General features: G+C 69.3%; 18 protein-coding genes and 1 pseudogene. 7 read left to right on the top strand and 12 right to left on the bottom strand.

Translation table 11 applies throughout. The annotated features are described in order from the left end of the window. The first annotated feature begins 114 nt into the window (after positions 1-114). A complete protein-coding gene (gene omp85 / locus G4D86_RS34635; protein ID WP_163998397.1) occupies positions 115-1,287 on the top strand; it encodes an Omp85 family outer membrane protein in 1,173 nt (390 codons plus the stop codon). A 23-nt stretch (positions 1,288-1,310) separates the two neighbouring features. Here the strand turns inward: omp85 and G4D86_RS34630 are convergent, their stop codons facing one another. The 9 genes from G4D86_RS34630 to fni form a co-directional block, all read right to left on the bottom strand. Next, positions 1,311-1,904: a hypothetical protein gene (locus G4D86_RS34630; protein WP_163998396.1), complete on the bottom strand. Its 594-nt coding sequence runs from the start codon at positions 1,902-1,904 to the stop codon at positions 1,311-1,313. A 23-nt stretch (positions 1,905-1,927) separates the two neighbouring features. Further along, a complete protein-coding gene (gene sitA5, locus G4D86_RS34625) occupies positions 1,928-3,391 on the bottom strand; it encodes a SitA5 family polymorphic toxin (protein ID WP_476705413.1) in 1,464 nt (487 codons plus the stop codon). 153 nt (positions 3,392-3,544) lie between these two features. Further along, positions 3,545-4,123, bottom strand: a complete 579-nt coding sequence (locus G4D86_RS34620) for a DUF642 domain-containing protein (protein ID WP_163998394.1) — start codon at positions 4,121-4,123, stop codon at positions 3,545-3,547. 170 nt (positions 4,124-4,293) lie between these two features. Next, entirely contained in the window at positions 4,294-5,622 is a 1,329-nt protein-coding gene (locus G4D86_RS34615) for an alpha/beta hydrolase family protein (protein WP_163998393.1), read from the bottom strand. A gap of 84 nt (positions 5,623-5,706) precedes the next feature. Further along, positions 5,707-6,786 (bottom strand): mevalonate kinase family protein, encoded by a 1,080-nt coding sequence (locus G4D86_RS34610; protein ID WP_163998392.1) that lies wholly within the window; start codon positions 6,784-6,786, stop codon positions 5,707-5,709. Further along, positions 6,786-7,772, bottom strand: coding sequence for a diphosphomevalonate decarboxylase (gene mvaD / locus G4D86_RS34605; protein ID WP_163998391.1), 987 nt, complete (start codon positions 7,770-7,772; stop codon positions 6,786-6,788). The genes G4D86_RS34610 and mvaD overlap by 1 nt, the downstream gene beginning before the upstream one ends. 8 nt (positions 7,773-7,780) lie before the next feature. Beyond that, the gene (gene mvk / locus G4D86_RS34600) at positions 7,781-8,713 is read right to left on the bottom strand and encodes a mevalonate kinase (RefSeq protein WP_163998390.1); all 933 of its coding nucleotides are present in this window, start codon (positions 8,711-8,713) and stop codon (positions 7,781-7,783) included. A 4-nt stretch (positions 8,714-8,717) separates the two neighbouring features. Beyond that, complete coding sequence (locus tag G4D86_RS34595) at positions 8,718-10,046, bottom strand: hydroxymethylglutaryl-CoA reductase, degradative (RefSeq protein ID WP_163998389.1); 1,329 nt, start codon at positions 10,044-10,046, stop codon at positions 8,718-8,720. Between the two features lie 33 nt (positions 10,047-10,079). Next, positions 10,080-11,138, bottom strand: coding sequence for a type 2 isopentenyl-diphosphate Delta-isomerase (fni, locus tag G4D86_RS34590; protein ID WP_163998388.1), 1,059 nt, complete (start codon positions 11,136-11,138; stop codon positions 10,080-10,082). Between the two features lie 166 nt (positions 11,139-11,304). Between fni and G4D86_RS34585 the strand changes: the two genes are divergently transcribed. The 3 genes from G4D86_RS34585 to G4D86_RS34575 all read left to right on the top strand — a co-directional run bounded on the left by G4D86_RS34585 (position 11,305) and on the right by G4D86_RS34575 (position 13,434). Continuing rightward, on the top strand, positions 11,305-11,712 hold the full coding sequence (locus tag G4D86_RS34585) for a hypothetical protein (protein ID WP_240360624.1): 408 nt from the start codon (positions 11,305-11,307) through the stop codon (positions 11,710-11,712). 145 nt (positions 11,713-11,857) lie between these two features. Continuing rightward, the gene (locus tag G4D86_RS34580) at positions 11,858-12,817 is read left to right on the top strand and encodes a zinc metalloprotease HtpX (RefSeq protein ID WP_163998387.1); all 960 of its coding nucleotides are present in this window, start codon (positions 11,858-11,860) and stop codon (positions 12,815-12,817) included. A 281-nt stretch (positions 12,818-13,098) separates the two neighbouring features. Beyond that, complete coding sequence (locus G4D86_RS34575) at positions 13,099-13,434, top strand: hypothetical protein (RefSeq protein ID WP_163998386.1); 336 nt, start codon at positions 13,099-13,101, stop codon at positions 13,432-13,434. Between the two features lie 8 nt (positions 13,435-13,442). On the opposite strand, the gene G4D86_RS34570 is transcribed toward G4D86_RS34575, so the two are convergent. After that, positions 13,443-14,279, bottom strand: a complete 837-nt coding sequence (locus G4D86_RS34570; protein WP_275899176.1) for a 2-oxo acid dehydrogenase subunit E2 — start codon at positions 14,277-14,279, stop codon at positions 13,443-13,445. Positions 14,280-14,479: 200 nt separating this feature from the next. Between G4D86_RS34570 and G4D86_RS34565 the strand changes: the two genes are divergently transcribed. Both G4D86_RS34565 and G4D86_RS34560 read left to right on the top strand, forming a co-directional pair. After that, positions 14,480-15,523, top strand: coding sequence for a coiled-coil domain-containing protein (locus G4D86_RS34565; protein ID WP_163998385.1), 1,044 nt, complete (start codon positions 14,480-14,482; stop codon positions 15,521-15,523). Positions 15,524-16,077: 554 nt separating this feature from the next. Next, positions 16,078-19,287, top strand: a complete 3,210-nt coding sequence (locus G4D86_RS34560) for a CHAT domain-containing tetratricopeptide repeat protein (RefSeq protein ID WP_163998384.1) — start codon at positions 16,078-16,080, stop codon at positions 19,285-19,287. Positions 19,288-19,474: 187 nt separating this feature from the next. Here the strand turns inward: G4D86_RS34560 and G4D86_RS34555 are convergent, their stop codons facing one another. Then, positions 19,475-20,776 (bottom strand): hypothetical protein, encoded by a 1,302-nt coding sequence (locus tag G4D86_RS34555; protein ID WP_163998383.1) that lies wholly within the window; start codon positions 20,774-20,776, stop codon positions 19,475-19,477. A gap of 169 nt (positions 20,777-20,945) precedes the next feature. Then, positions 20,946-21,395: a MarR family winged helix-turn-helix transcriptional regulator gene (locus tag G4D86_RS34550; RefSeq protein WP_163998382.1), complete on the bottom strand. Its 450-nt coding sequence runs from the start codon at positions 21,393-21,395 to the stop codon at positions 20,946-20,948. Positions 21,396-21,521: 126 nt separating this feature from the next. Between G4D86_RS34550 and G4D86_RS34545 the strand changes: the two are divergent. Then, positions 21,522-21,942 (top strand): annotated as a pseudogene (locus tag G4D86_RS34545) (TolC family protein); the annotation flags it as partial.

Genomic DNA, 21,942 nt, shown 5'->3' with positions numbered 1-21,942 from the left:
GGGGGCCGCTCGCCTTCGCCAGCAGCCTGGTCTGCTGGTGGGTAGGCAAGCGGCCTGGGCCGTTCCGGTGTTCGGGATGTTTTCGTTCCTCTGACAGTTCAGAGCGGCCCCCCAATGATGATTCCCGCCGTCCTCATCCTCGCCAGCCTGGCCGCCGCCCCGGTGGTGCCACCACAGCCCGCGCCCGGGCTGCAACCCGCGAAGAAGGAGTCCGGCGTCGACGCGATTGCGCTGCCGCTGGTGAGCTTCAACTCGGACCACGGCTTCGGCTACGGCGGCGTGGGCGGCATGTACCTGTATGCGCCGGGGAAGGTGCCGTACGCGCACGCCATTGGCGCGCAGGTGTTCTTCAGCACCCGCGGCGTGCAGACCCACTACCTGCGCTACGACGGGCCGCAGCTCATCGGCCCGCTGCGGCTGGAGGGGCGGCTGGAGTACCGGCGGGAGATGCGCAGTCCCTTCTTCGGCGCGGGCAACAAGTCCGCCCCGGACTTCCGCGGCGATGAGGATGACCCTCGCTACAACTTCGACAAGGGTTCGCCGGGCTTCTGGGTGCGCCTGCGCGGGCGGCCGTTCGGCCTGACGCACCCGCTCCAGTCGTACCTGGGCTACGGGTGGCGGTACACGAGCGTGGACTCGGAGGAGGCGTCCATGCTGGCGAAGCAGAAGCCGCTCGGCATCGAGGGTGGCTCCACGGGGCAGCTTCTGGCGGGCGTGCTCTGGGACACGCGCGACGACGAGTCGGACCCGACGGTGGGCGGCGTGGAGGAGCTGGCGCTGCGCGTGTCGGGCAGCGCGACGGGGAGCAGGTACCAGTACGCGGGCATCACGCTGAGCGAGCGGCGCTACATCAAGCTGTCGTCGCGGCTGACGCTGGCGCACCGGCTGACGCTCGACATGCTGTTCGGCGACGTGCCGTTCTACGAGTGGAGCAACACGGGCGGCGTCAACGTGTCCGAGGGCATCGGCGGGATGAGCAGCGTGCGCGGGATTGAGCGCAACCGCTTCTCGGGGAACATCAAGGCGTTCAGCAACACGGAGCTGCGGTTCCAGGCGGCGAACCTGCAGATGTTCGGCCAGAGCATGAAGCTGGGCGCGGTGGTGTTCATGGACTTCGGCCGCGTGTGGCACCCGGGCGTGCCGGACGGCAAGTGGTACGAGTGGCACCCGGGAATCGGCGGCGGCGTGCGCCTGTCGCGTCGTGCCGCCACGGTGCGCGCGGACTATGCGCGCTCCACGGAGACCGGACGGGGGCGGTTCTACCTGACGTTCGGGCACATGTTCTGAAGTAGGCCCGAGGCTCGGGACGACTACAGCTTCACGCCGTCCACCTGCTCAAGCACGGCGCGGATTTCGTGCTCGGTGGTGCCAGACTCCTTGGCGAGCCTTGTCGCGGAGAACGTCACGGCCGCCGTGGACGGCGGGTACTTCGAGAACGTGCCCACCACGATTCCGAGCTGACCGGGCCATGGGAGCGCCGCCAGCTCACGACTCCTCCGAGCAGGGTCGAGCACGGTGAAGCACGGCCATGAGGGGAACCGCAGGGTGCTGGCGTCACAGCCGATGAACCGGCACCCATCGAGTTGGGCGCCCGAGAAGTCGCAGTCCTCGATGCCCCCTGCCTCGAAGTCCGGCCAGCGGCCGAAGTCATTGCCGCTCAGGGTGCCCGTGAAGCGACAGCCCTTCACGAAGACCTCGTCCCAGCGGAAGTGCTTGAGTGACTTCTTCACCTCGATGGAGCAGTCGATGAGGCGTGTCCTGGCGATGGTCAGCGCGCTGGCCGGCACTCCGATGACGAGCGTGCAGCTGCGCAAGGTCAGGTGATGACCGAGGTAGTAGTGCTCGGTCTTGCTGTTCAGCTCGAGCCGCTCGTTCACGAGTTCTGTATCTCGGAACTGAATCATGGAGCCTCACTCCGCTGGCGCGCTCAGAAGGTGATCATCCGGAACAGGGCGTCTGCCATGCGCTGCCCATGCAGGGCCAGGTTGGAGACCGTCCCCGAGAGAACTTCGTATCTGTACCCTGTTGCAGGATCAACGGCGTCGACTCCGGTCCGGCTCCATCGCAGCTCGGGGAATTGTCTCCTCAACTCACTCTCCACGAAGCGGCCCCTGGATTGCCGTTCCAACAATCGCGCCAGCCACGTCTTGCCCTGTGCCGCGGCACGCTGGATGGCGATGAGCTCGTCGGCATCAGGACCTCGCGCGCTCCAGCGCTCGGCACTGCGGGCAGCAGCGGCCTGCAGCCGGTCTCCAACGGGGTCTGCCGCTGGGAGTTCCTTCAGCGGCTTGTTCGCGGGCACGTGCCACCGCTGACCGTTGGTAAGCACCTGCCGGTTGCCGCCCTGGTGCCGGATGATGGTGGTAACCGCGGCCTCTGATTCCGCGGTCGCCGCGCCCGCCCGGCTCCCCGGGCTCTTCATCAGGACGGAGAAGGTGCCCTCGGACGAGACCGCCACCGACTCCACCTCGGCTATTGCCGCGAGCCGGAGCCCTCCCTGTGCTTCGGCCTGCACGGCCGCCTGCGAGAAGCCGGGCAGCTTCGGCATCAACTTCGCCAGCTTCGGCACCGCGCCACCGAGGGCCGCCGTGGCCACCATCACCAGCACGCGCGCGGTGTTCTCGCCCATCACCCGGCCGAACGTCTCTCCGACCTTGCTCAGCTCATCGAAGGTGGTGGCCCGATCGGCGTCCTCCACCAGCCGCACCCAGCCACGCATCAGGCTCCACACCGTGTCCACGCCCAGCCAGCCCAGCAGCAACACCGTCATCCCCGCCGCGATGGTTTTGGAGAGCGGGTCGGGTAGTGCCCACAGCAGCAGGTAGACGACGGCCGCCCACACCAGCAGGGACAGCACGGCCGACGGCTGCACCATGCCCTTGAGTGCCTTGGTCGTTTCCCCCAGCACCGAGCCCAGCGAAATCGCCAGCGCCAGTGCATACCGGTCGTCACCGCGCACGGTCGGGCCATCCACCAGCAGGCGCAAACAGTCACCGCCGCCTTGCATGCGCTGGCACCAGCGCAGGTACTCGCGCGTCAGCTCCGCTTCAACCCGCGACGCGCCAACGCTCACGTTCACGGGAGCCAGCCGGATGACATGTTCGCCTTCCACCTGAGACAGGGCCTGGGCGAGCAACTGCCGGGCCTCCTCCCGGGGCATCTCGACGGGCCGGGCTTCGCGAGCCAGCCTCGTCACCGCTTCCATGAAGTCGTCCTCATCCACCTCGACAGGCGACACAGGGGTGCTTCGAGGAGAGAGGACGAGCAAGCCGTAACGAGCCGCCGCGGGGCTGCCCTCGCCGCCATCCGCTGAGGAGCGCGAGACACGTGGAGTGCTTCCGCAAGCGGTCAGGAGCACCATGAGTACTGCACCAACCTGTCGAAGCGTCATGCAGGGTCCTCCAGCTTCTGAAGGGCATGACGCTACGGCAGCGCGTGCAGAAGGAGGACGACTCCCGAAGTCCTCCACGTGCCACGGGCCAGGACGGGGCACGCATCCGGAGGGAGCCACGGTGCCCCTCCCGGGCGCGCGACTACGCGTGAATCACGGGCCGTCGACCGTGAGGTCGTCCACGGCGATGCCGCAGGTCGTGCCAGTCGACGTGCTCTCCAGCTTGATGAGCGTGCTCGTCGTCGTGGCGTTGAACACGTACGTCCGCTGCGTCCAGCCCGCGAGCGAGTTCGTGAAGCTCGCGGTGGAGGGGCCGTAGGTGAGCTTCGCGGAGCGGTTGAGGCCCGTACAGCCCGGGCTGTTGGCCACCCAGAACTTCACCGTGTACCCGCCGCCCACCACCGTGGGAATCGTCTGCGAGATGCTGCCCGCACCCATGCCGTTGAGGTCCACGGACTTGGTGCCGCTGTTCGGCGTCTTGTAGGTGCTGTGCATCACCTTGATGCTGCCGCCGATGGTCCAGTTCGTGAGCGTCGTCGCGCCCGTGGTGAGGACCGTGTAGTTGTAGCTACCGGACGGAGCCGCCTCGAAGCCGCTGTTGGTGATGAGCTGGAGCCCCTGCTCCGTGCTCCCCAGCTCCGAAGACGCAACCTCCTCCGTCTGCGGACCACCACAGCCCGTCAGCACCAATCCCAGAACAGCGCCACCACGGATGATGTGTTTCACGTTCATGTTGCCCCCTTTGCGTAGGTGGGCCACGGCGGGGGCTTTCTGGACCCCGCACATGGCACGGCGTGACAGCCGCAACTGGGTAACGCGAAACACAGAAAAGATTGAATTGCCGACATTAAACCCGGCCGCCGTGTAGCCGGGCGTGCGGGCCCCGCAGGGGCGCAAGTGACTCAGATGTACTCGTCGACCCAGTCGAACATGCGGTGGTTGGCAACGGCCTGCGCGCCTTCCTGGCAGTGCAGTTGCCCGGTGTCCTCCTCGGTGAAGAGCAGGTAGTCCTTGGGGCATGTCAGGGCGTCGAAGAGAAGCTTCGCCTGCCCCACCGTGAAGGCTTCGGCGGTGCCGTCCATGACGAGGGTGCGGCAGCGGATGCGCTGGACGACGGGCACGTTGGTGAACTCGCGGAGCTTGAACAGCAGGTCCGACGGCGAGCTGGCGCCGTGCTTGGACATCGAGTCCCGCATGTACCAGCGGTACAGGAACACCGCGTCCATCAGCTGCGCCATCGCCGCGTCGAACGCCTGCGGGTCCTGGTCGAGCAGCGGCATGATGTCCGGGAAGTACATGTTGAACTGGTCGAACGAAGCCTGTCCCCAGTCCAGGACACCCGGATTCGGAATCAGCAGCTTGAGGCGCCGCTCGAACGCGGCCGCGCGCGGCACGAGCGCCCCACCCATGCTCCAGCCCAGCAGCGCGATTCGGCGGTCGTCCACGCCCGAGATTCGCGTGGCGAAGTTGATGACGGGGGTGATGACCTTCTCCCAGTCGGGCCGGAAGGTGAGCCCCTGCGCGCGGACGGCCATGCCCTGTCCCGGCGCGTGCACGATGAGGCAGTGGTAGCCGCGCTCCAGGGCGGCATCAATCACATACTTGGACTCCTCGGGCCAGGCGTCGCGTCCCTGCTGGAAGACGAGCAGTGGCGCGTGGCCGTGCGCGCAGGGGCTTCGGAAGAAGTAGCCGGGCAGCGTGGTGTTCTCGTAGGGAATCCGCACGGCGGTGGCCGGAATCCGGAGCAGCGAGAGGGCCTTGTTGTACGCGTCCACGGCCTTGCGCCCGGTGTCGAGCACGCTCGGGTGGCCGGGCTCCGGGTGGTGAATCAGGGCCGCGCGGTAGTAGTTGGCGGCGCGCAGGTAGGCATTGCCGGCACTGTGACGGCGGCCCTTCGCGTTGCTCGCGTCGCCCATCATGCGAAGCCGGTCGGCCGTGCTGACCCACTCGGTGGGCCAGCTCCAGTCATCACCCGGGACGATGCGGCGCGCGGTGTCGAGCACCTCGCCGACGTCCGACTGGGCGCTGTACGTCCCGGCCAGGAAGTGCAGGAGTTGACTCTCCATGATGGGGTCTTCCATCAACCCCAGCGCGTACCAGGGGCGCGGCTCCGCGGCCTCGGGCGACGCGGGCGATGAAAGAGGCGCCGCATTGGCGGGAGTCGAGCGAAGGAGCGCAAAGCCCCCGGTGATGCCAAGGCTGGCCTGGAGGAGGGAGCGACGGTTCAGCATGGTCTGAAAACCTCTCGGAAGGAGCGTTTGACGTTCAAACCCCGGAGGCGTTCGAACCTGTCACCCGCGCTTTTTCCGAGCGGTTCAGCCCAGCGCGTCCAACCAGTTGCGCAGCCGCGCGTCCACCTGCGCCTCACCGCGCACACCGGGCTCCGCGTCCAGCATCAGGGTATGGAAGCCACGCGCCTCCAATCCCTTGCACAGCTCCGCGCGCACCTGCGCATCCGGCGCGAACAGGATGCACCCGTCCCCGCCGCCCGCGCCGGACAGCTTCCCCGCGCAGCCGTACGCCGCCGCCAGCGCGAGCACCCGGCGCATCCCTTCCGTCTCCAGCGGGCCCAGCTCCAGCAACAACTCGTGCTGCGCCTTCACCGCCTCGGAGAAGGCACGGAAGTCTCCACCACCGAGGCCGTCTTCAATCACCTGCCCGAGCGCGTCCGAGCGCGCCACGAAGGCCTGCCGCCCCGCCTCTTCGAGCCGCGCCTCCACCTGGGCAATCAGCACCCGCGTGGACGCGCTCTCACCCGTGAAGGCGTACGCCATGGCCACGCGGGGCACCGCCAGCCGCCACACGTCCACCGACGGCGACTCCGCCAGCGCCGCGCGCAGCCGGCCCGCGTTGCTCGCTTCAATCAGCGGCGCCACGTCATAGCGCCGGTAGCGCAGCAGCCCTCCGGCGAAGCTCGCCGCCACGTCCCCGCCACTCCCCTTCCCGCCCTGCCCCAGCGCATGCGCCGTCAGCGCGAGCTTCAGCGCGTCGTAGCGCTCCTCCAGCACGTAGCGCGCGCCTTCCGCCGCCAGCACCGTCGCGCACGCGCTGCCACCCATGCCCAGCTTCTGCCCGTTCGGCCCCACCGCGGACGGCGCCACCGCCAGGTCGAAGCCCGCGCTCGCGCGGCCGTGCGCTCGCAGCGCCTCGTCCAGCGTGCTCGCCACGAAGGAGAACCCCGCCGGCACCTCGCGCTCCCAGCGCACGCCCAGGGGCGTGGTGCTCCCGCGCAGCGTTCCCTCCTCCAGGCACACGTGCACGCGGGCATCCGCGCGCCGCCGCACGTAGGCCGCCGTGCGTGGCGCCACCGCGGCCACGCGCGACACCCCGCCCCACAGCACCGCGTACTCACCGGAGACGAACAGCTTCCCCGGCGCGGAGAGGGCGCGCTCCATCAGAACAGGTGCTCCGCCTTCAGCTCCGCGTCACCACCCGGCACGCAGCGCACCACATCCAGCGCGCCGCATGCACGCGCCAGCGCCTCGGCCGCGACCTCGTGCGCCGCGTCCGTCAGCAGCACCGGGTTGGGGCCCGCATCCAGCGTGAACCACACCGGCATGCCCTTCTTCCGCTGCTCGCGCAGGTGCTGGATGAGCGCCAGCGTCCCCGAGCTCAGGTAGCAGAGCGGCGGGTTGGCCGCCATGCTCGTCGCGTGCATCCGCCACGCGTTGCGCTCGCACAGCTCTCCCAGGGCCTGCAGGTCCCTCCGGGAGATGTGCTCGCGCGCATGCGGAATCTCCTTCTCCGCGTCCTGCACCCACGCCGGGTAGTACGGGCTGGTGTCCACGGTGTGCTTCATCCCGTCCCGCGACTTCACCTCCTTCTCGCCGCGGTCCAGGATGGCCACCACCATGCGCACGTCCGGCCAGTGGGCCGCGTCGAAGCGCTGCACCGCGAAGCTGTCCTCGCCGTCCGCGCGCTCTCCGCGCTGCCACTCGCAGAAGCCGCCCTGCACGCTTCGGCACGCCGAGCCGCTGCCCAGGCGCGACAGGATGCTCGCCGCCCTGGGGTCCGCCAGCAGCCCCGCCGCCGCGCGCCCCGCCACCGCCAGCGCCGCGAAGCCCGCCGCGCTGCTGGCCAGGCCCGCCGCCATCGGGAAGTCGCCGCGCGACACCACCTTCGCCGGGCCCAGCTCCTTCTTCGCCGACGCGCGCACCGACTCCAGCAGGCGCAGCACGCGCTCGCGCTCGCTGCCCCGGGCCGTGTGGCCGTTGAGCTCCACGGCGTCGTTGCCCACGCCGAACTCCACCGTCGTCGTCACCGACAGCGGCGACAGCGTGAGGGACAGGCTGGACTGGTGCGGAAGGATGAGCGCGTCGTCCCGCTTCCCCCAGTACTTCACCAGGGCGATGTTCGGATGCGCGAGGGCAGTCGCTTTCATGAGTGGACTCACACCGCCCGCGGACCCGCGAGCTGGCTGCTGAAGCAGCGCACGCCGAGCCGGGTGAGCTTCGTCACCGCCGGCCCGGGTTCGAGGAACAGGCCGATGACGGCCCCACCATCTCCGCCGGCCCCGGTGAGCTTGGCGCCCAGCGCCCCCAGCCCCCGCAACCGGTACACCATCTCTTCCAGCGGAGGGGACGACAGCCCCAGCGCCGCCAGCAGGCCCTGGTTGACGTTCATCGCGTCACCCAGCGCCTCCAAATCTCCCGCCTCCACCGCCCGCGCGCCCTCGGAGGCCACGCGGCCAATCTCGGTGAACAGGCGCGTGTACCGCTCCGGCCAACGCGCCTGCCGCTCGCGCAGCGCCCCCACCGTCGCCTTCGTCGGGCTGCGCTCACCCGCGAGCGCGACCACCACGTGCAGCGGCTCCGGGCTGTCCACCACGCGGCCCTTGCCCACCGTCGTCCCCGGCTTGCGGCGGTAGAGGACGAGCCGCTCCTCCGCGCTGGTGGTGTGGTCCACGCCGGACGGCGTGCCGTGGAACTCCTGCTCCATGGCCCACGCCACGCGCGCGGCGTCCCTCGGCGTGGGCTCCTTCCCCGCCGCCATCAAGAGCAGTCGCGCGCACGCTACCGACAGCGCGGCGGAGCTGCCCAGGCCCACGGCCAGCGGCAGGTCCGCGTCCAGCGTCACCTTCACTGGCGGCGAGCCGGTGGCCTCCGCAGCGCGGGCGAAGGCGGCGGTGAGCTGCGCGCGCTGCGGACGGCTCAGGTTCGACGGCAGCGCGAGCTGGCACTGCTTCGCCGGCACCCCGCGCGCCGTCACACCCTGGGACAGCGGCCCGGCCAGCGCCGGGTGGCCGTACACCACGCTGTGCTCGCCGAGCAGGATGACCTTGCCGGCGCCGAAGGCCGTCAGCGGTGGAGAGCGCGGGGCCACGGGCTCAGCCGTTGGTGCCGGTGGCGGCCGCGGCGTCCTCGGCCGGAAGGCTGGCGAGCAGCTCCCGGGCCTTCTCCACCTTCACGTGCCCGGCCTTCACCAGGAGGTTGGCAATCTTCTCCACCCAGTGGCCGCGCGCGCCCGCCGTCACCGCCACGCAGCGCGCGTGCAGCGCCATGTGGCCCTTCTGGATGCCCACGCTGCCCAGCGCCCGCAGCGCCGCGAAGTTCTGCGCCAGGCCCACCGCCGCGAACACCATCGCCAGCTCGCGCACGCTGGAGGTGCGCATCAGCTTGAGCGACATCTGCACGCCCGGGTGCACCTTGATGGGGCCGCCCACCGTGCCCAGCGCCATGGGCAGTTCAATCCGGCCCACCAGGTGGCCCTCCTCCAGGTACCACGTGGAGAGCGGCCGGTACTGTCCACCGCGGCAGGCGAACGCGTGCGCGCCGGCTTCAATCGCGCGCCAGTCCTGACCCGTGGCGATGGCCACCGAGTCGATGCCGTTCATCACGCCCTTGTTGTGCGTGGCGGCGCGGTACGGGTCGGCCTCCGCGAAGCGGCTGGCCTGGGCGATGCCTTCGGCAATCTCCTCGCCCGGCATGTTGAAGTCCGCCAGCTGCGCCAGCGGAATGCGGCACATCGCGCGCGCCAGCCGGCGGTCCGCCAGGTTGGAGAGGATGCGCAGGTACACCTTGCCGCCGGTGATCTGCTCGATGAGCGGGGCCACGCCCTCGGCCACGGTGTTGATGAGGTTGGCCCCCATCGCCTCCTGCGTGTCGATGAGGACGTGGACGATGAGCAGCGGCTCGCCGCGCGGGCCTTCCGGCGCCGGCAGCACGCGGACCTCCACGTCCCGGGCGCCACCGCCGCGCGCCACCATGGACGGGTGGAAGCTGTTGGCCAGCGCGAGGATCTGCTCCTTGTGCGCCAGGATGTTCTCGGTGGCCACCGTCGGGTCGCCGTAGCGCGTCACCTGGATCTGGCCGATCATCACCGACTCGTCAGCCTCGGCGGTGAAGCCGCCCGCCTCGCGGACGATCTTCGCGGCGAAGGACACCGCCGCGACGACGGACGGCTCCTCAACGGCCATGGGCACCAGGTAGTCGCGCCCGTTGACCTGCATGTTGAGGCCCAGGCCCAGCGGCAGGGAGAAGGTGCCCACCGCGTTCTCGATCATCTGGTTGGCGAGCACGGGCTCCAGGGACTCCGTGCCGCGCAGTTGCAGCAGTTCCTCGGGCGTGAGCCGGAACATCCGGGCGAGCTGCGCGAGGCGCTCCTCCATCGGCAGCTTGTGGAACCCGGCGAGCCGGGACGTCACGGTCTCAGACATGTTCTCTCTTCCCCACTTCGGCGCGGCACTGCTCTACAGGGCCGCCAACCAATCCTTCAACTCTCCAGTGACCACCCGGGGCCGCTGCCGCAGTTCAGCGCAGCTTCTGCTCCCCGTCAGGACGAGCGCCTGCCGCAGGCCCGCGAGGATGACTCCCAGCGCCGCCTCCGCACCCTCGTACCCACCCGCCTGCTGCGCGCGGAACAGCGGCAGCGCCATGCCCGCCAGGTCCGCGCCGAGCGCGAGTACCTTGGCCGCTTCCAATCCCGTCCGGATGCCACCGCTGGCCACCAGCCGGAGGTCCGGTCCCACGGCTCCCCGCACGGTGGCCAGGGCCGCCGCGGTGGGAATGCCCCACGCGCTGAACTCGGCCCCCAACTGCGCCTGCACGCCCGACGCGCGCAGCTGCTCCACCCGCACCCACGAGGTGCCACCGAGGCCGGACACGTCGAGGTTCCGCACGCCCAGGCCCGCCAAGCGCCGCGCCACGTCCGGGCCGATGCCGCACCCCGTCTCCTTCACCAGCAGCCGGTCGCCGAAGGCGCGCACCAGCTCCTCCACCACGCGGTAGCCGCCGCGGAAGTCCCGGTCGCCCTCCGGCTGCGTGAGTTCCTGGCCCGCGTTGAGGTGCAGCGCCAGTCCGTCCGCGCCAATGGCCTCCACCAGCCGCCGCGCCCCGTCCACGCCCAGCCGCACCGCCTGGTACAGGCCGATGTTGCCCAGCAGCGCCACCGTGGGCGCCACCTGCCGCACCTGGAACGACGCGGCCCGCGAGGCGTCCTCCGCCATGGCGCGCTGGCTGCCCACGCCGAAGGCCAGCCCGTGACGCTCGGCCAGCAGCGCCAGGTCGCGGTTGACGGCGCCGGCGCGCTCGGTGCCGCCCGTCATGCCCGTGACGAGCAGCGGGGCGCGCAGCGTCTTCCCAAGAAAGGGCGTGCGCAGGTCCACGTCCTCCACCGCCATCTCCGGCATGGCGCAGTGGATCAGGCGGACACACTCCAGCAGGGTGCTGTTCTGGGCGGGCTCGACGTCACCCGTGGCGCACAGGTCCAGGTGGGCATCCTTGCGCCTGGCTGTGATGTCCTCGCTCATGGTGCTCGAACCCGGTCCGCTCGAAACTGCTCAAAGCGTGTAAGTGCCTGAATGCCCGGGGGTTTCCTAGCAAGCGGCAGGGGCGGGGCGCAAGACAAAGGACCCTGAGCGGTCGCTCCATGGACGCCAATGGACGAGGCCCGCTTGTGGGCGGTATGAGGCCCTCGTGAGCGCCCCCGCGTCCAAGGTGGTCGTCTTCCTGCACAGCGGCGACTACGACCGCGTCCACCAGGGGCTGTCCATCGCCGCGGCGGCCGTCGCTTCGGGACGGCGGGCGGAGGTGTACCTCTTCTGGTGGGCCCTGGAGCGTTTCCTGAAGGACGCGCTGGACGAGCCGGACTTCGCGGGGCGCGACGACGTGACGGACCGCTTCGAGTCGCGCGGCATGCCCACGCTGCGCGTCCTCCTGGAGCACCTCACGGACTCGGGGCTGTGCACGCTCGCCGGATGCACGGGCTCGCTGGGTGCGCTCGGCGGAGAAGCGGCGGCGGAGAAGAGCGGCATCGACGTGTGGCTCGGCTGGAGCGCCATCCTCCAGCGCACGGCTGGCGTGACGGACCGCTTCTATCTCTGACGAAGCGCTCGGCCCCGCGCCTGTCCTCCGGGCGTGCCCGGTGCCCCACGTCCCCACCGGGTGCCCGCCCGCTTCCGTTGCCGCACCCGGGTCCCTGTTTACGTTTCTGAGACCCCGAGACGGGGGCGAAAGGAACGAGACGGCCATGGCTTACAGCGGCACCCACAATCCCTCGCGAAGCATTGGCGGTGGTGGGTGGCACCGTCTGGGCAACGCGCTCAAGACGACGGTGCTGCTCGCGGGCCTGACGGCGCTCGTGCTCCTCCTCGGCCAGCGGCTCGGCGGCGCGCAGGGCCTGATGTTCGCGGGCCTCTTCGCGGTGGTGATGAACTTCGGCTCCTACTGGTTCAGCGACCGGATTGCCCTGGCCATCCACGGCGCAAAGCCGTTGCCCTACGAGAGTGCGCCCTGGCTGCACCAGATGGTGGAGCGGCTGGCGACCCGCGCGGGCATGCCCAAGCCCAGGGTGTACCTGCTGCCCACGCGCTCGCCCAATGCGTTCGCCACCGGACGCAACCCGAAGAACGCGGCGGTGGCGGTGACGGCGGGGCTGATGGACATCCTCGACCGGCGCGAGCTGGAGGGCGTGCTCGCGCACGAGCTCGGCCACGTGCGCAACCGGGACACGCTCATCGGCACGGTGGCGGCGACGCTCGCAGGCGTCATCAGCTACGCGGCGCAGATGCTGTTCTGGTTCGGCGGGTCCATGCTGTCGCGGAGTGACGACGACGAGGGTTTCGGCGGCGCGTTCGCCAGCCTGGGCCTGCTGCTGGTGGCGCCCATCGCCGCAACGCTGTTGCAGCTGGCGGTGAGCCGCTCGCGCGAGTACGGCGCGGACCTGGCGGGCGCGGAGCTGTGCGGTGACCCGGATGCGCTGGCGGATGCGCTGCTGAAACTGGAGCGCGGCGCGGAAGCAATGCCCTACGACAGGGCTCCGGCCACCTCGCACCTGTTCATCGTCAATCCGCTGCACCACGGCGGCGTCATGAAGCTGTTCTCCACGCACCCGCCCATTCCGGAGCGCGTGCGCAGGCTGCGCGAGCTGGGCGCCCGCGCGGGTGGCTACCGGGCACGTGGACCCGGCGGCTGGGAGTACGCGTACTGACGACGCGGCCGCCCATCGAGGTGGGCTTGAGCCATGCCAGCCGGGAACGCGTTTCCCTTGAACGCGGCTGCGTCCATCGAAGACGCAGTTGCACGGGGCGCGCAGGTCATGCCAGGGGAGGCCCTCTCAAACCTCTCTGAGGTTCATTCTGGTACGTCACTTGCAACTGGGTGACCGTGGTTCCCAGGCAACCGCCTGAGGGCCTCAACGTCACCAGCGTATCCGTGAACGGGTACAACCAGCCTACAAAGCGAGACCCCATGGCAGTGACTTGTAAGGACATGCCAGGAACCGTCACCGTCGGCGGTAGCGACTACACCACCAGCGACCTTCTCGACTCTCCGTCGTATTGCTATCGAAGGGCGGGAGTGGCGCTCGATGCGGCGCCGCATTTCACCGTCACGGATACCGACTCCGGGCGGGCCCAGTTCAAGAAGTTCCACATCACCAAGGCAAGCGGTAAACGTTGGCTGCGCGCGTACTACGACGAGAAGACCTTCCAGTACGTCACCATCGCCGCTCCCGGAGAGCGGCACTCCAATGTCTTGATCAAGAGTGATGCGCAGGCCGAGCTGGATGGACTGGCGACTGCCTTCTGGAATGCCATCAATACGTAGCGCTCACTTCACGCCCCTGCTTCAGGCTCGCCGAAGGCGGTGAACGGGTCCTCGAGCATCTCGCGAATCGTGCCGGCCAGAACCCCCGCGTGGTAGCCGTCGATGAAGCGGTGGTCGATGGACGCATTCACGCTCATCACCTTCCCCACCACCACGCGCTCCCCTTCCACCACCGCCGTCTCGCGCACGGCGCCCGGTGAGAGGAACACCGGAACGCGCGTGAATGGCACCAGCGGCAGGTACGCGATGTCCAGCCCCAGCGTGCCCACGTCCGTGACGACGGCCGCGCCGAACGCGTCCCTCGGCAGGCCAAACCGCCCCAGGTCCAGGTTCAGCGTCACCGCGAGGAACGACACCACCCGCGTGAACAGGTGCAGCAGCGGCGACGGCACCCGCTCCACCAGCCGCCACCCGCGCCGGGCCTCCGGCTCCGCGCGAACCGCCGCCTCCAACTCCGCCGCCAATTCCCGCAGACCTTTCTTGTCCGCGTCCTCCACCCGCACGGGCACCAGCCGCGTCCCGTTTCCCTCCGGCCTCGCCACCAGCGCGGACACGGTAATGCGCTGGCGCAGGTAGATGCGGCTGAAGCGGAGCACGGCGTTGGCGTCGGGACAGCGGCGCAGCGCCTCCGCCAGCGCCTTGAGCACCAGGTGCGTCACCGTGAGCCGCACGCCGGTGCGCGCCTGGAAGGCCTCCATGTAGGCCAGCGCCCGGTCCATCCGCACCGTGAGCGTGCCGTAGACCGTGGGGTCATACGCCGTCTCCCAGCTGCCGATGGCCAGCTTGCGGAAGCTCGACACGTGCGTCTTGGGGCGCAGCTCCAGGTGAGGCATGGCGCGCAGCATCGCGGCTCACAGGGGACCGGGGAAGGCCCTGCCCTGCCCGGACGCCGCCCACCCCAGGAGTCGATTTCCAGAGTGCAAAGCGTCTCGAGGCAGGGCATGGAGGGCCTCGTAGGGAACTCCGTCCGGCAGTGGACCCTTGACGGGCCGGTGTCTGACGGTAGGCTGCCCCGCTTTTTGCATCTCCCGTGGAGGTCGTCCCCGTGCTGGTTGCACTCATCCTCGTATCGATCGGGTTTGCCGTGACGCTCGGCATCCTGCTCTTTGGCGGCTCGAACCGAGCCGCGCTCCCGTCCTCCTCCTCTTCGTCCGCGCCCTCGTCCCGCAACGAGCTGGAATCCGAGTCGCAGCGGCGCACGAAGGCGGAGGCGGAGCTCCAGCGGAAGCAGAAGGAGCTGGACGAGCAGCGCACCCAGTTGCAGGACGTGAAGGACCAGCTCAAGCAGGCCAAGCGCAAGATCTTCGAGCAGAAGGAGTCGGACAAGGGGCCGCAGGACCTGGCGAAGGCCCGCGCCGAGGTCGAGCGCGCCGCGTCCCTCCAGCTCGAGCAGACCCGCGAGGAGCTGGCGCACGCCATCACCGAGAACCAGCGCCTGAAGGCGGAGATGGAGTCGCGCGGCCGTCGCCCGCAGCCGGCTCCGGCCCCCGTGCCCGTCGCGGCCCCCGTGGCCGCTCCGCAGATTTCCGCCCCCGCCAAGGAGGGTGAGTCCGTCGTGGCCGCCGCCGTGACGGTGACCCCCGCTGCCGACGCCGCGCAGCAGGACCGCGGCGCGCGCCGCTTCCGCGAGCTGAACGACGCGGACCGCGAGAAGATGGAGCGCCTGGAGCAGCAGGCCAACAAGGAGCGCTCGCGCGCGGTGGAGCTGGAGAAGGAGCTGCGCCGGGTGAAGGGCCGCAACGAGACGCAGCAGCGCGTCTACGCCGCCGCCAAGAACGACCTGGACCTGATGCGGGACAAGTACAAGGCGCTGGAGAAGCGCCTGAACCGCACGCTCCTGGAGCGCGACCTCATCCGCCGCGCCATCAAGGACCTGGAGAAGAAGACGGGCATGCTCGCCGAACGCACCGAGCTGACGCCGGAGGAGATGGCCGCCAGCGACCAGCGCACCGAGGAGACCGCCCGCGTGCGCGCCGAGACGGAGGCCCAGACCGCCGCCCAGCAGGCTCCCGCCCCCGCGCCTTCCGAGGCGCCCGCCGCCGAGTCCGCCGCTCCGACCGACTCCGAGAACAAGCCCGCGCCCGTCTGAGGCACCGGCTCACGCCACGTCGGACATGAAGGGCTCGGTCCTCTTGGGGACCGGGCCCTTCGCCGTTTCTGGCGCCTCCGTCGGCACACCCGCCTCTTCCGGCTTCGGCTCCGCACCAGCTTGACGGAGCCGGGTTCGGTCCAGGGTCTCCTGCATCATGCCCACGTCAGATCGCCGCGCGGTCATCCCGCTCACGCGCGAGCTCTTCGCCGCGCGGGCCCTCCCAGCCGGGAGCTCATCAGCGTGGACGCGGAAGAGGACGCTGTCGGAGACCTGTGCGAGGGCATCCCGGGCGTCCGGTACTTCCAGGTGTCCAGGAGAATGTCCATTGGCGCACGGCGGAACCTCGCGTACGAGCAGGCCTCCGGGGGCATCATCGTCCATTGGGACGACTCGATGGCCGGTGGAGGCGAGGCAAGAGGCTCCCAGCCCTCTGATATGATTCAGCCACCGCGTACAGCGCGCGTCGCGAGAATCCGCGCGCACGTCTGCGCCTCGTACTCGCCACGGTTTCCGTAGCTCTGGCTGTCTTTGGATTTCGGGGGGGCAAAAAGATGCGGCAGATCTTCCGATGGATGCTTGTGATTTTTTGCTGCGCGGCTGCAGGAGGCGCAAGCCAGGAGATGCCGGATGCGCGGCTGCAGGAGGCACAAGCAGCCTTTGACGAGGCAACGAAGCTCAGTGCCACAGGCAAGTATTCCGAGGCCCTTGCACGGGCCGAGCATGCACTTGCCCTCCGTGAGGCCGTGCTCGGAGGCACGCATCTCGACGTCGCCAGATGTCTGAACCTGATGGGTGAGCTTCATTGGAGGGGCGGGAGCCGCCTGGCCGACGCCGAACCCGTGCTTCAGCGCGCCCTCACCATCCGAGAGGCCGCCCTCGGCAACAACCACCTCGACGTCGCCGAAACGCTCCAGAACCTCGCCATCCTCCACGAGGAACAGGGAATGTATGGCCGGGCCGAGCCGCTCTTCCAGCGCGCGCTCGCCATCCGCGAAGCGGCCCTTGGCGAGAACCACCCCGACGTCGCCTCCACGCTCCAATCCCTCGGCATCCTCTACAAGCATCAGGGGTTGTACGGCCGGGCCGAGCCGCTCTACCAGCGCGCGCTCGCCATCCGCGAGGCGGCCCTCGGCAAGAGCCACCCACGTGTCGCCCAAACCCTCAACAACCTCGCCGCCCTCTACTACGACCAGGGGTTGTACGGCCGGGCCGAGCCGCTCTACCAGCGCGCGCTCGCCATCCGCGAAGCGGCCCTTGGCGCGAGCCACCCCGACGTCGCCCAGGGGCTCAACAACCTCGCCAATCTCTACTCACAACAGGGAATGTATGGCCGGGCCGAGCCGCTCTTCCAGCGCGCCCTCGCCATCCGCGAGGCGGCTTTCGGCAACAACCACCCCGAGGTCGCACAGACGCTCCACAATCTTGGCCTCCTCTACGCAAACCAGGGGGTGTACGGCCGGGCCGAGCTCCTCTTCCAGCGCGTGCTCACCATCCGCGAGACGGCTCTCGGGAACGCCCACCCACTCGTTGCCTCCACGCTCCACAACCTCGCCCTCGTCTACGCGGAACAGGGGCTGTATGGCCGGGCCGAGCCGATCTTCCAGCGCGCCCTCTCCATTCAGGAAACAGCCCTCGGCCCGAACCACCCCGACGTCGCCTACCTGATCCAGAATATCGCCAACTACTACATGCAACAGGGGTTGTACGGCCGAGCCGAGCCGCTCTTGCAGCGCGCGCTCGCCATCCAGGAGGCGGCCCTCGGCAACAACCACCCCAATGTCGCCGCCACGCTCCACCATCTCGCCGCCCTCTACCAGGCACAGGGGGCATATGGCCGGGCCGAGCCTCTCTTCCTGCGCGCAATCTCCATCGGTGAGCTGACCCTCGGCAAGAACCACCCCGACGTCACCCAGACGGTGAACTCCCTCGCACGGCTTCGCCTCGCCCAGCATCGCCTCGCCGACGCCCTGCCGCTCTTCACACGCGTCTTCTCCAGTTCCGAGCAGCGCATGCGCCAGGAGGCGCTCGACTTCTCCGAGTCACGCCTGGCCAGCTTCCTCCAATATCTGCGCGCGGACGAGCAGGCGCTCTACGCATTGCTGCGGGCTCACCCCAGGGACGCCCGCGTGCAACGCCTGGCCCTCAGCGCCGTGCTCCTGCGCAAGGGCCGCTCCGTCGGGGAGACGGCCGACATCTCCCGCAACCTCTACCGGAACCTGGGCACCGAGGACCACGAAACCTTCGAGCGGCTGCGCGGCCTGCGCACCCAACTGGCCACCCTCTCGCTCGCGGGGCCCGGCTCACTCCTCCCTGAAGACTACCAACAGCGCCTCAAGACGCTGGCCGACGAGGGCGACGCCATCGAAGCAGACCTGGCCAGGCGCTCCGCTCCCCTCCGCGCGCTCACCGCGCTGCCCTCCCCCGCCGAAATCGTCGAGCGCGTCGCCGCCTCCCTTCCCAAAGACAGTGCCCTCATCGAGCTCATCGCCTACAGGGACGGGCCCCTCGTCCGCAAACCCGGCGTGCCTCGCGCGAAGACGCCTGGCCAGCTCCGCTATCTGGCGCTGGTGCTCTTCCCCGATGCCTCCACCCGAACCTTGGACCTCGGCCCCGCGGCGCCCATCGACCTCGCCGCCTCGCGCCTGCGCGGTGCACTCGCAAACCGTGACGCTCGATTCCAGACCTCTGCCCATGCGCTCTACCAGCTCGCCTTCCAGCCCCTGCTGCCCCTGCTGGGCAAGACCCGCCGCATCTACCTCTCTCCCGATGGCCAGCTGGGGCTCGTCCCCTTTGCCGCTCTTCACGATGGCCGCCGATTCCTCCTCGACTCCTTCGACTTCACCTATCTCACCTCAGGCAGGGACCTCCTCCCTCATCCCCAGGAGGGAGTCCCCTCTTCCACCGTCTTCGTCCTCGCCGATCCAGACTTCACTGCATCACCTCGCGCTGCCGCCTCCGCCTCTGGCGCCCTCCCCACGCAGGCCGAGCCCTCCGCCTCGCTCAAGCGCTTCTTCTCCACCCTGCGCGCGGAGCTTGCTCCCGGCGCGTGGGTGGCACTGCCGGGCACTCGCCAGGAGGCCGAGAGCATCCAGCGCCTCCTGCCGCAGGCCCAGCTCTTCCTAGGCCCCGAGGCCACCAAGGAGCGGCTGCTCGGCGTGCGCACCCCCGGCATCCTCCACCTGGCCACTCACGGCTTCTTCCTCGGGGACGCCCCCATTCCCGCGGGCTCCCGCGCGGTGGCCCACTTCGGCGCACTCGGCGACGCCCCCCAGGCGCCGAGCCCCCAGGATCCGCTGCTGCGCTCCGGCCTCGCCCTCGCGGGCGCCAGCGCCCCGGTGGCTGACGCCTCCACACCTGACGAGCCCCAGCCCGACGCCGCTCTCGTCACGGCGCTCGAGCTGGCCGGACTCAACCTCTGGGGCACCCAGCTCGTCGTCCTCTCCGCCTGCGACACCGGCCGCGGAGAGGTCCAACTGGGCCAGGGCGTCTCCGGCCTGCGCCGCGCCCTGGTGGTCGCCGGCGCGGAAACGCTCGTCATGAGTCTGTGGAAGGTCGCCGACGACTCCACCTACCTCCTCATGGACGCCTACTACCGCAACCTCGTTGCCGGACAGGGCCGCGCCTCCGCCCTTCGCGAAGCCATGCGCTCGCTGCGCGCTTCCCGACCCCACCCCCACCACTGGGCGCCCTTCATCGTCCTGGGCAGCGATGCCCCCCTGCGCGCCTTGACGCCCCCTCCGCAGGAGGCACCAGGCCAATAGGACTTGTGAATTCCCCGGGGACTTCGCGTGGAGCCTCCCCGGCTTCCCGGCAGCACAGACCGAAGAGGAGCGAGGTGTACCGGACCAGCACCACCTCGCCCCTCCGCATGGTCATTCCGCTTATTCCCGCGCTCTCCCTTGGACGTCGAACGGGAAGGTAGAACCCACGGCGCCCACGAGGACGCGCTCAGGGAGAGAACTTGGAGAGCAGCAGATAGGGGGTGTTCGTGCTGTCGGTGTAGCCGCCGCTGACGATGAAGCCCCCATCACTGGTCATGGCGAGGCTCTCACCGGACGTGACGTCGGTGCTGAGGTAGGGGCCGAAAGACCAGAGCGTGTTTCCGCTGTTGTCCAGCTTCAGGAGGCGCAGGTTCCGCTGGCTGCTCGACGGAACGATGCTGCCCGTGATGACGTAATTGCCATCACTCGCGACCTTGACATCGCTCAGGTAATCTCCGGGAGTTCCTCCGCTGATCGTACGAGCCCAGAGAGTGCCTCCCGTGGTGTTGAATCGAGCTGAATAGAAATCGGCGCCAATCGACGAGGTCCCCGGTGGATAGATGTATCCAACGGCCACGTAGCCAGTGGAGGTCGCCGCCACTCCAGTGAAGTACGCGAACCGTCCAGAGCTGACCTGGAAGAGCGTCGAGCCGGCGCTGCTCACCTTCGCGGCAAAGCCATAGGTCTCCCAGCCCCCTCCGGACACCTTGACCTGCCTGGAACCGACGGCGACATAGCCTCCGCCTGGAACGTTGGCGACCCCCTCGAACTCATAGGTTCCGTCCGCACCGCTGGTGAATGCCTTGCTCCACTGCACGGCTCCCGTGGCGGAGAACTTCATCATGTAGGCATCCTGGTAGCCCAGGTTGCTCCGGGTCTTGCCGACGAGGATGCACCCTCCGTCAGGGGTGACCTCCATGGCGGCTGGATATTCCTGGAGGGTTCCGCCATACGGCCCCTGCCAATAGATGTTGCCAGCGGAGTCTGTCCTGACGAGATAGAAATCGAAGTTGTTGTTCTGGAAGGTCTGTCCCGCAATCAGGAACCCGCCATCACTCGTCGCGCGGACCTCGACCCCAGAGTCGTCGTTGGTGGTGCCATAGGCGTAGGCCCATTGGACATTCAGGAAGGCGTCTGTCTTCACCAGGAGAATGTCATCATCGCCCAGGGCCGTGGTGGTGCCGGTGAACGCATAGCCACCGTCGCTCGTCTGAACGACGGAGCCGCCACTGCCCTCGGCGTACAAAGCGTTGGCTTGCAGGGTGGGTGCGACCGCGAAAGCGGAGCGCCCTGAAGAAACAAGCGCCGTGATGTCCACGTGTTTCTTGAGAGAGGCCGTGTCGAGCCGCTTGATGGCGCTGTTGCCCGTCAAGGCAATGCTCTTCGTCTGCCCCAGGGCTTCGCCGGCGGCGGGAGGCGGGCCCCCGCAGGCAAGCTGGGCGACGATTCCCGTGCCGAGAATCAAATTCTTCCAAGAGCACTGAAGCATGACGGTTCTCCAATCCATTCGAGAGGGATGATTCCCTCGGATGGAAAGGAGCCGACGATGTGGCAAATGATGCAGACCATCTGCCCGCGGCCTCGCGCAGGGCAGAGCCGCCGCCGGAAGAGCTGAACCCATCCTCGGTGGCAGCGGCGAAGGGAAGAGCCAGGGCAACTCACTCGTCCGTCGCGCACCCGCCCGGCGGCGTGGGGCCCTGATCCCGCGTCAGTCCGTCCTGGAGCTTCGCCAGCAGGCGCTGCAGCTCCGCGGCCTCGGAGTCCTCCAGGTACCCGCGCAGCTGCCCGTCCACCCATTGGAGCGCGTCGGTCACCAGCACCATCTCCGCCTGCCCCTTCTCCGCCAGCTCCAGCCGCACACAGCGGCGGTCCTCGCCCGCGCGCCGGTGCACCAGCCCGTCCTCCTCGAGGCGGTCCACGAGCCGACTGGCTGCGGGAGGATCCACCGACAGCCGATCCGCGAGCGCGGCCTGGCTGCGCACGCCATGTGCGATGGATTTCAGCGCCAGCAGCTGCATGAACGGCCTGCCCGTCTGCTCTCCGAGCCGCTCGGCGAGGAGCCGGCGCACGGTGCGACGCAGGGTTGCTACTTGCTCCGCGAGCGTCATTGACCGTAAAGATGGTTGCGAACCACAACCGTTGTCAATTACATCGGTCTCCGCCGCAGGCCGTCATTCGGGGGGATTTCCAGGCAGCACGCCGCAGTCACCCCTCTCCTTCCGCACGTCTGGCGTATGGCAACCCCTTCCGTCCTCCTCCTGGCGCTCGCCGCCACCTCAGTGCAGTCCGAGCCGACCCCCTCCGACCTTCCCCCGGCTTCCATCCAGCCGAAGGTCGAGGACGCGATGCTCACCCCCGTTCCACCGGCGCCCCGGCTGGTGAAGACCTGGGATGAGGCGCTTACCCTCGTGCGCGAGCGCTCCACGGACCTGCGCGGCGCGGAGGCCGGGGTGGAGCGCGCCGGTGGCCGCTGGCGACAGGCGCTGGGCACGCTGCTGCCCAATGCGCGCGCGCAGGCTGCCCTGGCCCATGACCTGCTCAATCCGGATGTCGCCTCGGGCGTGAGCCCGGGGGCCGCTGGCGACGGCCGCACCGCCACCACGCCCGTGGCCACCCTCACCGCGACGCTGACGCAGTCGGTGGTGGACCTGAGCG

Origin of the sequence: Pyxidicoccus caerfyrddinensis (assembly GCF_010894405.1) — a bacterium.
In the GTDB taxonomy this organism is placed as follows: domain Bacteria; phylum Myxococcota; class Myxococcia; order Myxococcales; family Myxococcaceae; genus Myxococcus; species Myxococcus caerfyrddinensis.
This window is presented reverse-complemented; position numbering and strand designations above follow the sequence as displayed.

What these genes read in the sequence shown, in the direction of transcription:
- omp85 (WP_163998397.1), top strand. Translation starts at nt 115, where the DNA reads ATGATGATTCCCGCCGTCCTCATCCTCGCCAGCCTGGCCGCCGCCCCG.
- G4D86_RS34630 (WP_163998396.1), bottom strand. Translation starts at nt 1,904, where the DNA reads ATGATTCAGTTCCGAGATACAGAACTCGTGAACGAGCGGCTCGAGCTG.
- sitA5 (WP_476705413.1), bottom strand. Translation starts at nt 3,391, where the DNA reads ATGACGCTTCGACAGGTTGGTGCAGTACTCATGGTGCTCCTGACCGCT.
- G4D86_RS34620 (WP_163998394.1), bottom strand. Translation starts at nt 4,123, where the DNA reads ATGAACGTGAAACACATCATCCGTGGTGGCGCTGTTCTGGGATTGGTG.
- G4D86_RS34615 (WP_163998393.1), bottom strand. Translation starts at nt 5,622, where the DNA reads ATGCTGAACCGTCGCTCCCTCCTCCAGGCCAGCCTTGGCATCACCGGG.
- G4D86_RS34610 (WP_163998392.1), bottom strand. Translation starts at nt 6,786, where the DNA reads ATGGAGCGCGCCCTCTCCGCGCCGGGGAAGCTGTTCGTCTCCGGTGAG.
- mvaD (WP_163998391.1), bottom strand. Translation starts at nt 7,772, where the DNA reads ATGAAAGCGACTGCCCTCGCGCATCCGAACATCGCCCTGGTGAAGTAC.
- G4D86_RS34595 (WP_163998389.1), bottom strand. Translation starts at nt 10,046, where the DNA reads ATGTCTGAGACCGTGACGTCCCGGCTCGCCGGGTTCCACAAGCTGCCG.
- fni (WP_163998388.1), bottom strand. Translation starts at nt 11,138, where the DNA reads ATGAGCGAGGACATCACAGCCAGGCGCAAGGATGCCCACCTGGACCTG.
- G4D86_RS34580 (WP_163998387.1), top strand. Translation starts at nt 11,858, where the DNA reads ATGGCTTACAGCGGCACCCACAATCCCTCGCGAAGCATTGGCGGTGGT.
- G4D86_RS34575 (WP_163998386.1), top strand. Translation starts at nt 13,099, where the DNA reads ATGCCAGGAACCGTCACCGTCGGCGGTAGCGACTACACCACCAGCGAC.
- G4D86_RS34570 (WP_275899176.1), bottom strand. Translation starts at nt 14,279, where the DNA reads ATGCTGCGCGCCATGCCTCACCTGGAGCTGCGCCCCAAGACGCACGTG.
- G4D86_RS34560 (WP_163998384.1), top strand. Translation starts at nt 16,078, where the DNA reads ATGCGGCAGATCTTCCGATGGATGCTTGTGATTTTTTGCTGCGCGGCT.
- G4D86_RS34555 (WP_163998383.1), bottom strand. Translation starts at nt 20,776, where the DNA reads ATGCTTCAGTGCTCTTGGAAGAATTTGATTCTCGGCACGGGAATCGTC.
- G4D86_RS34550 (WP_163998382.1), bottom strand. Translation starts at nt 21,395, where the DNA reads ATGACGCTCGCGGAGCAAGTAGCAACCCTGCGTCGCACCGTGCGCCGG.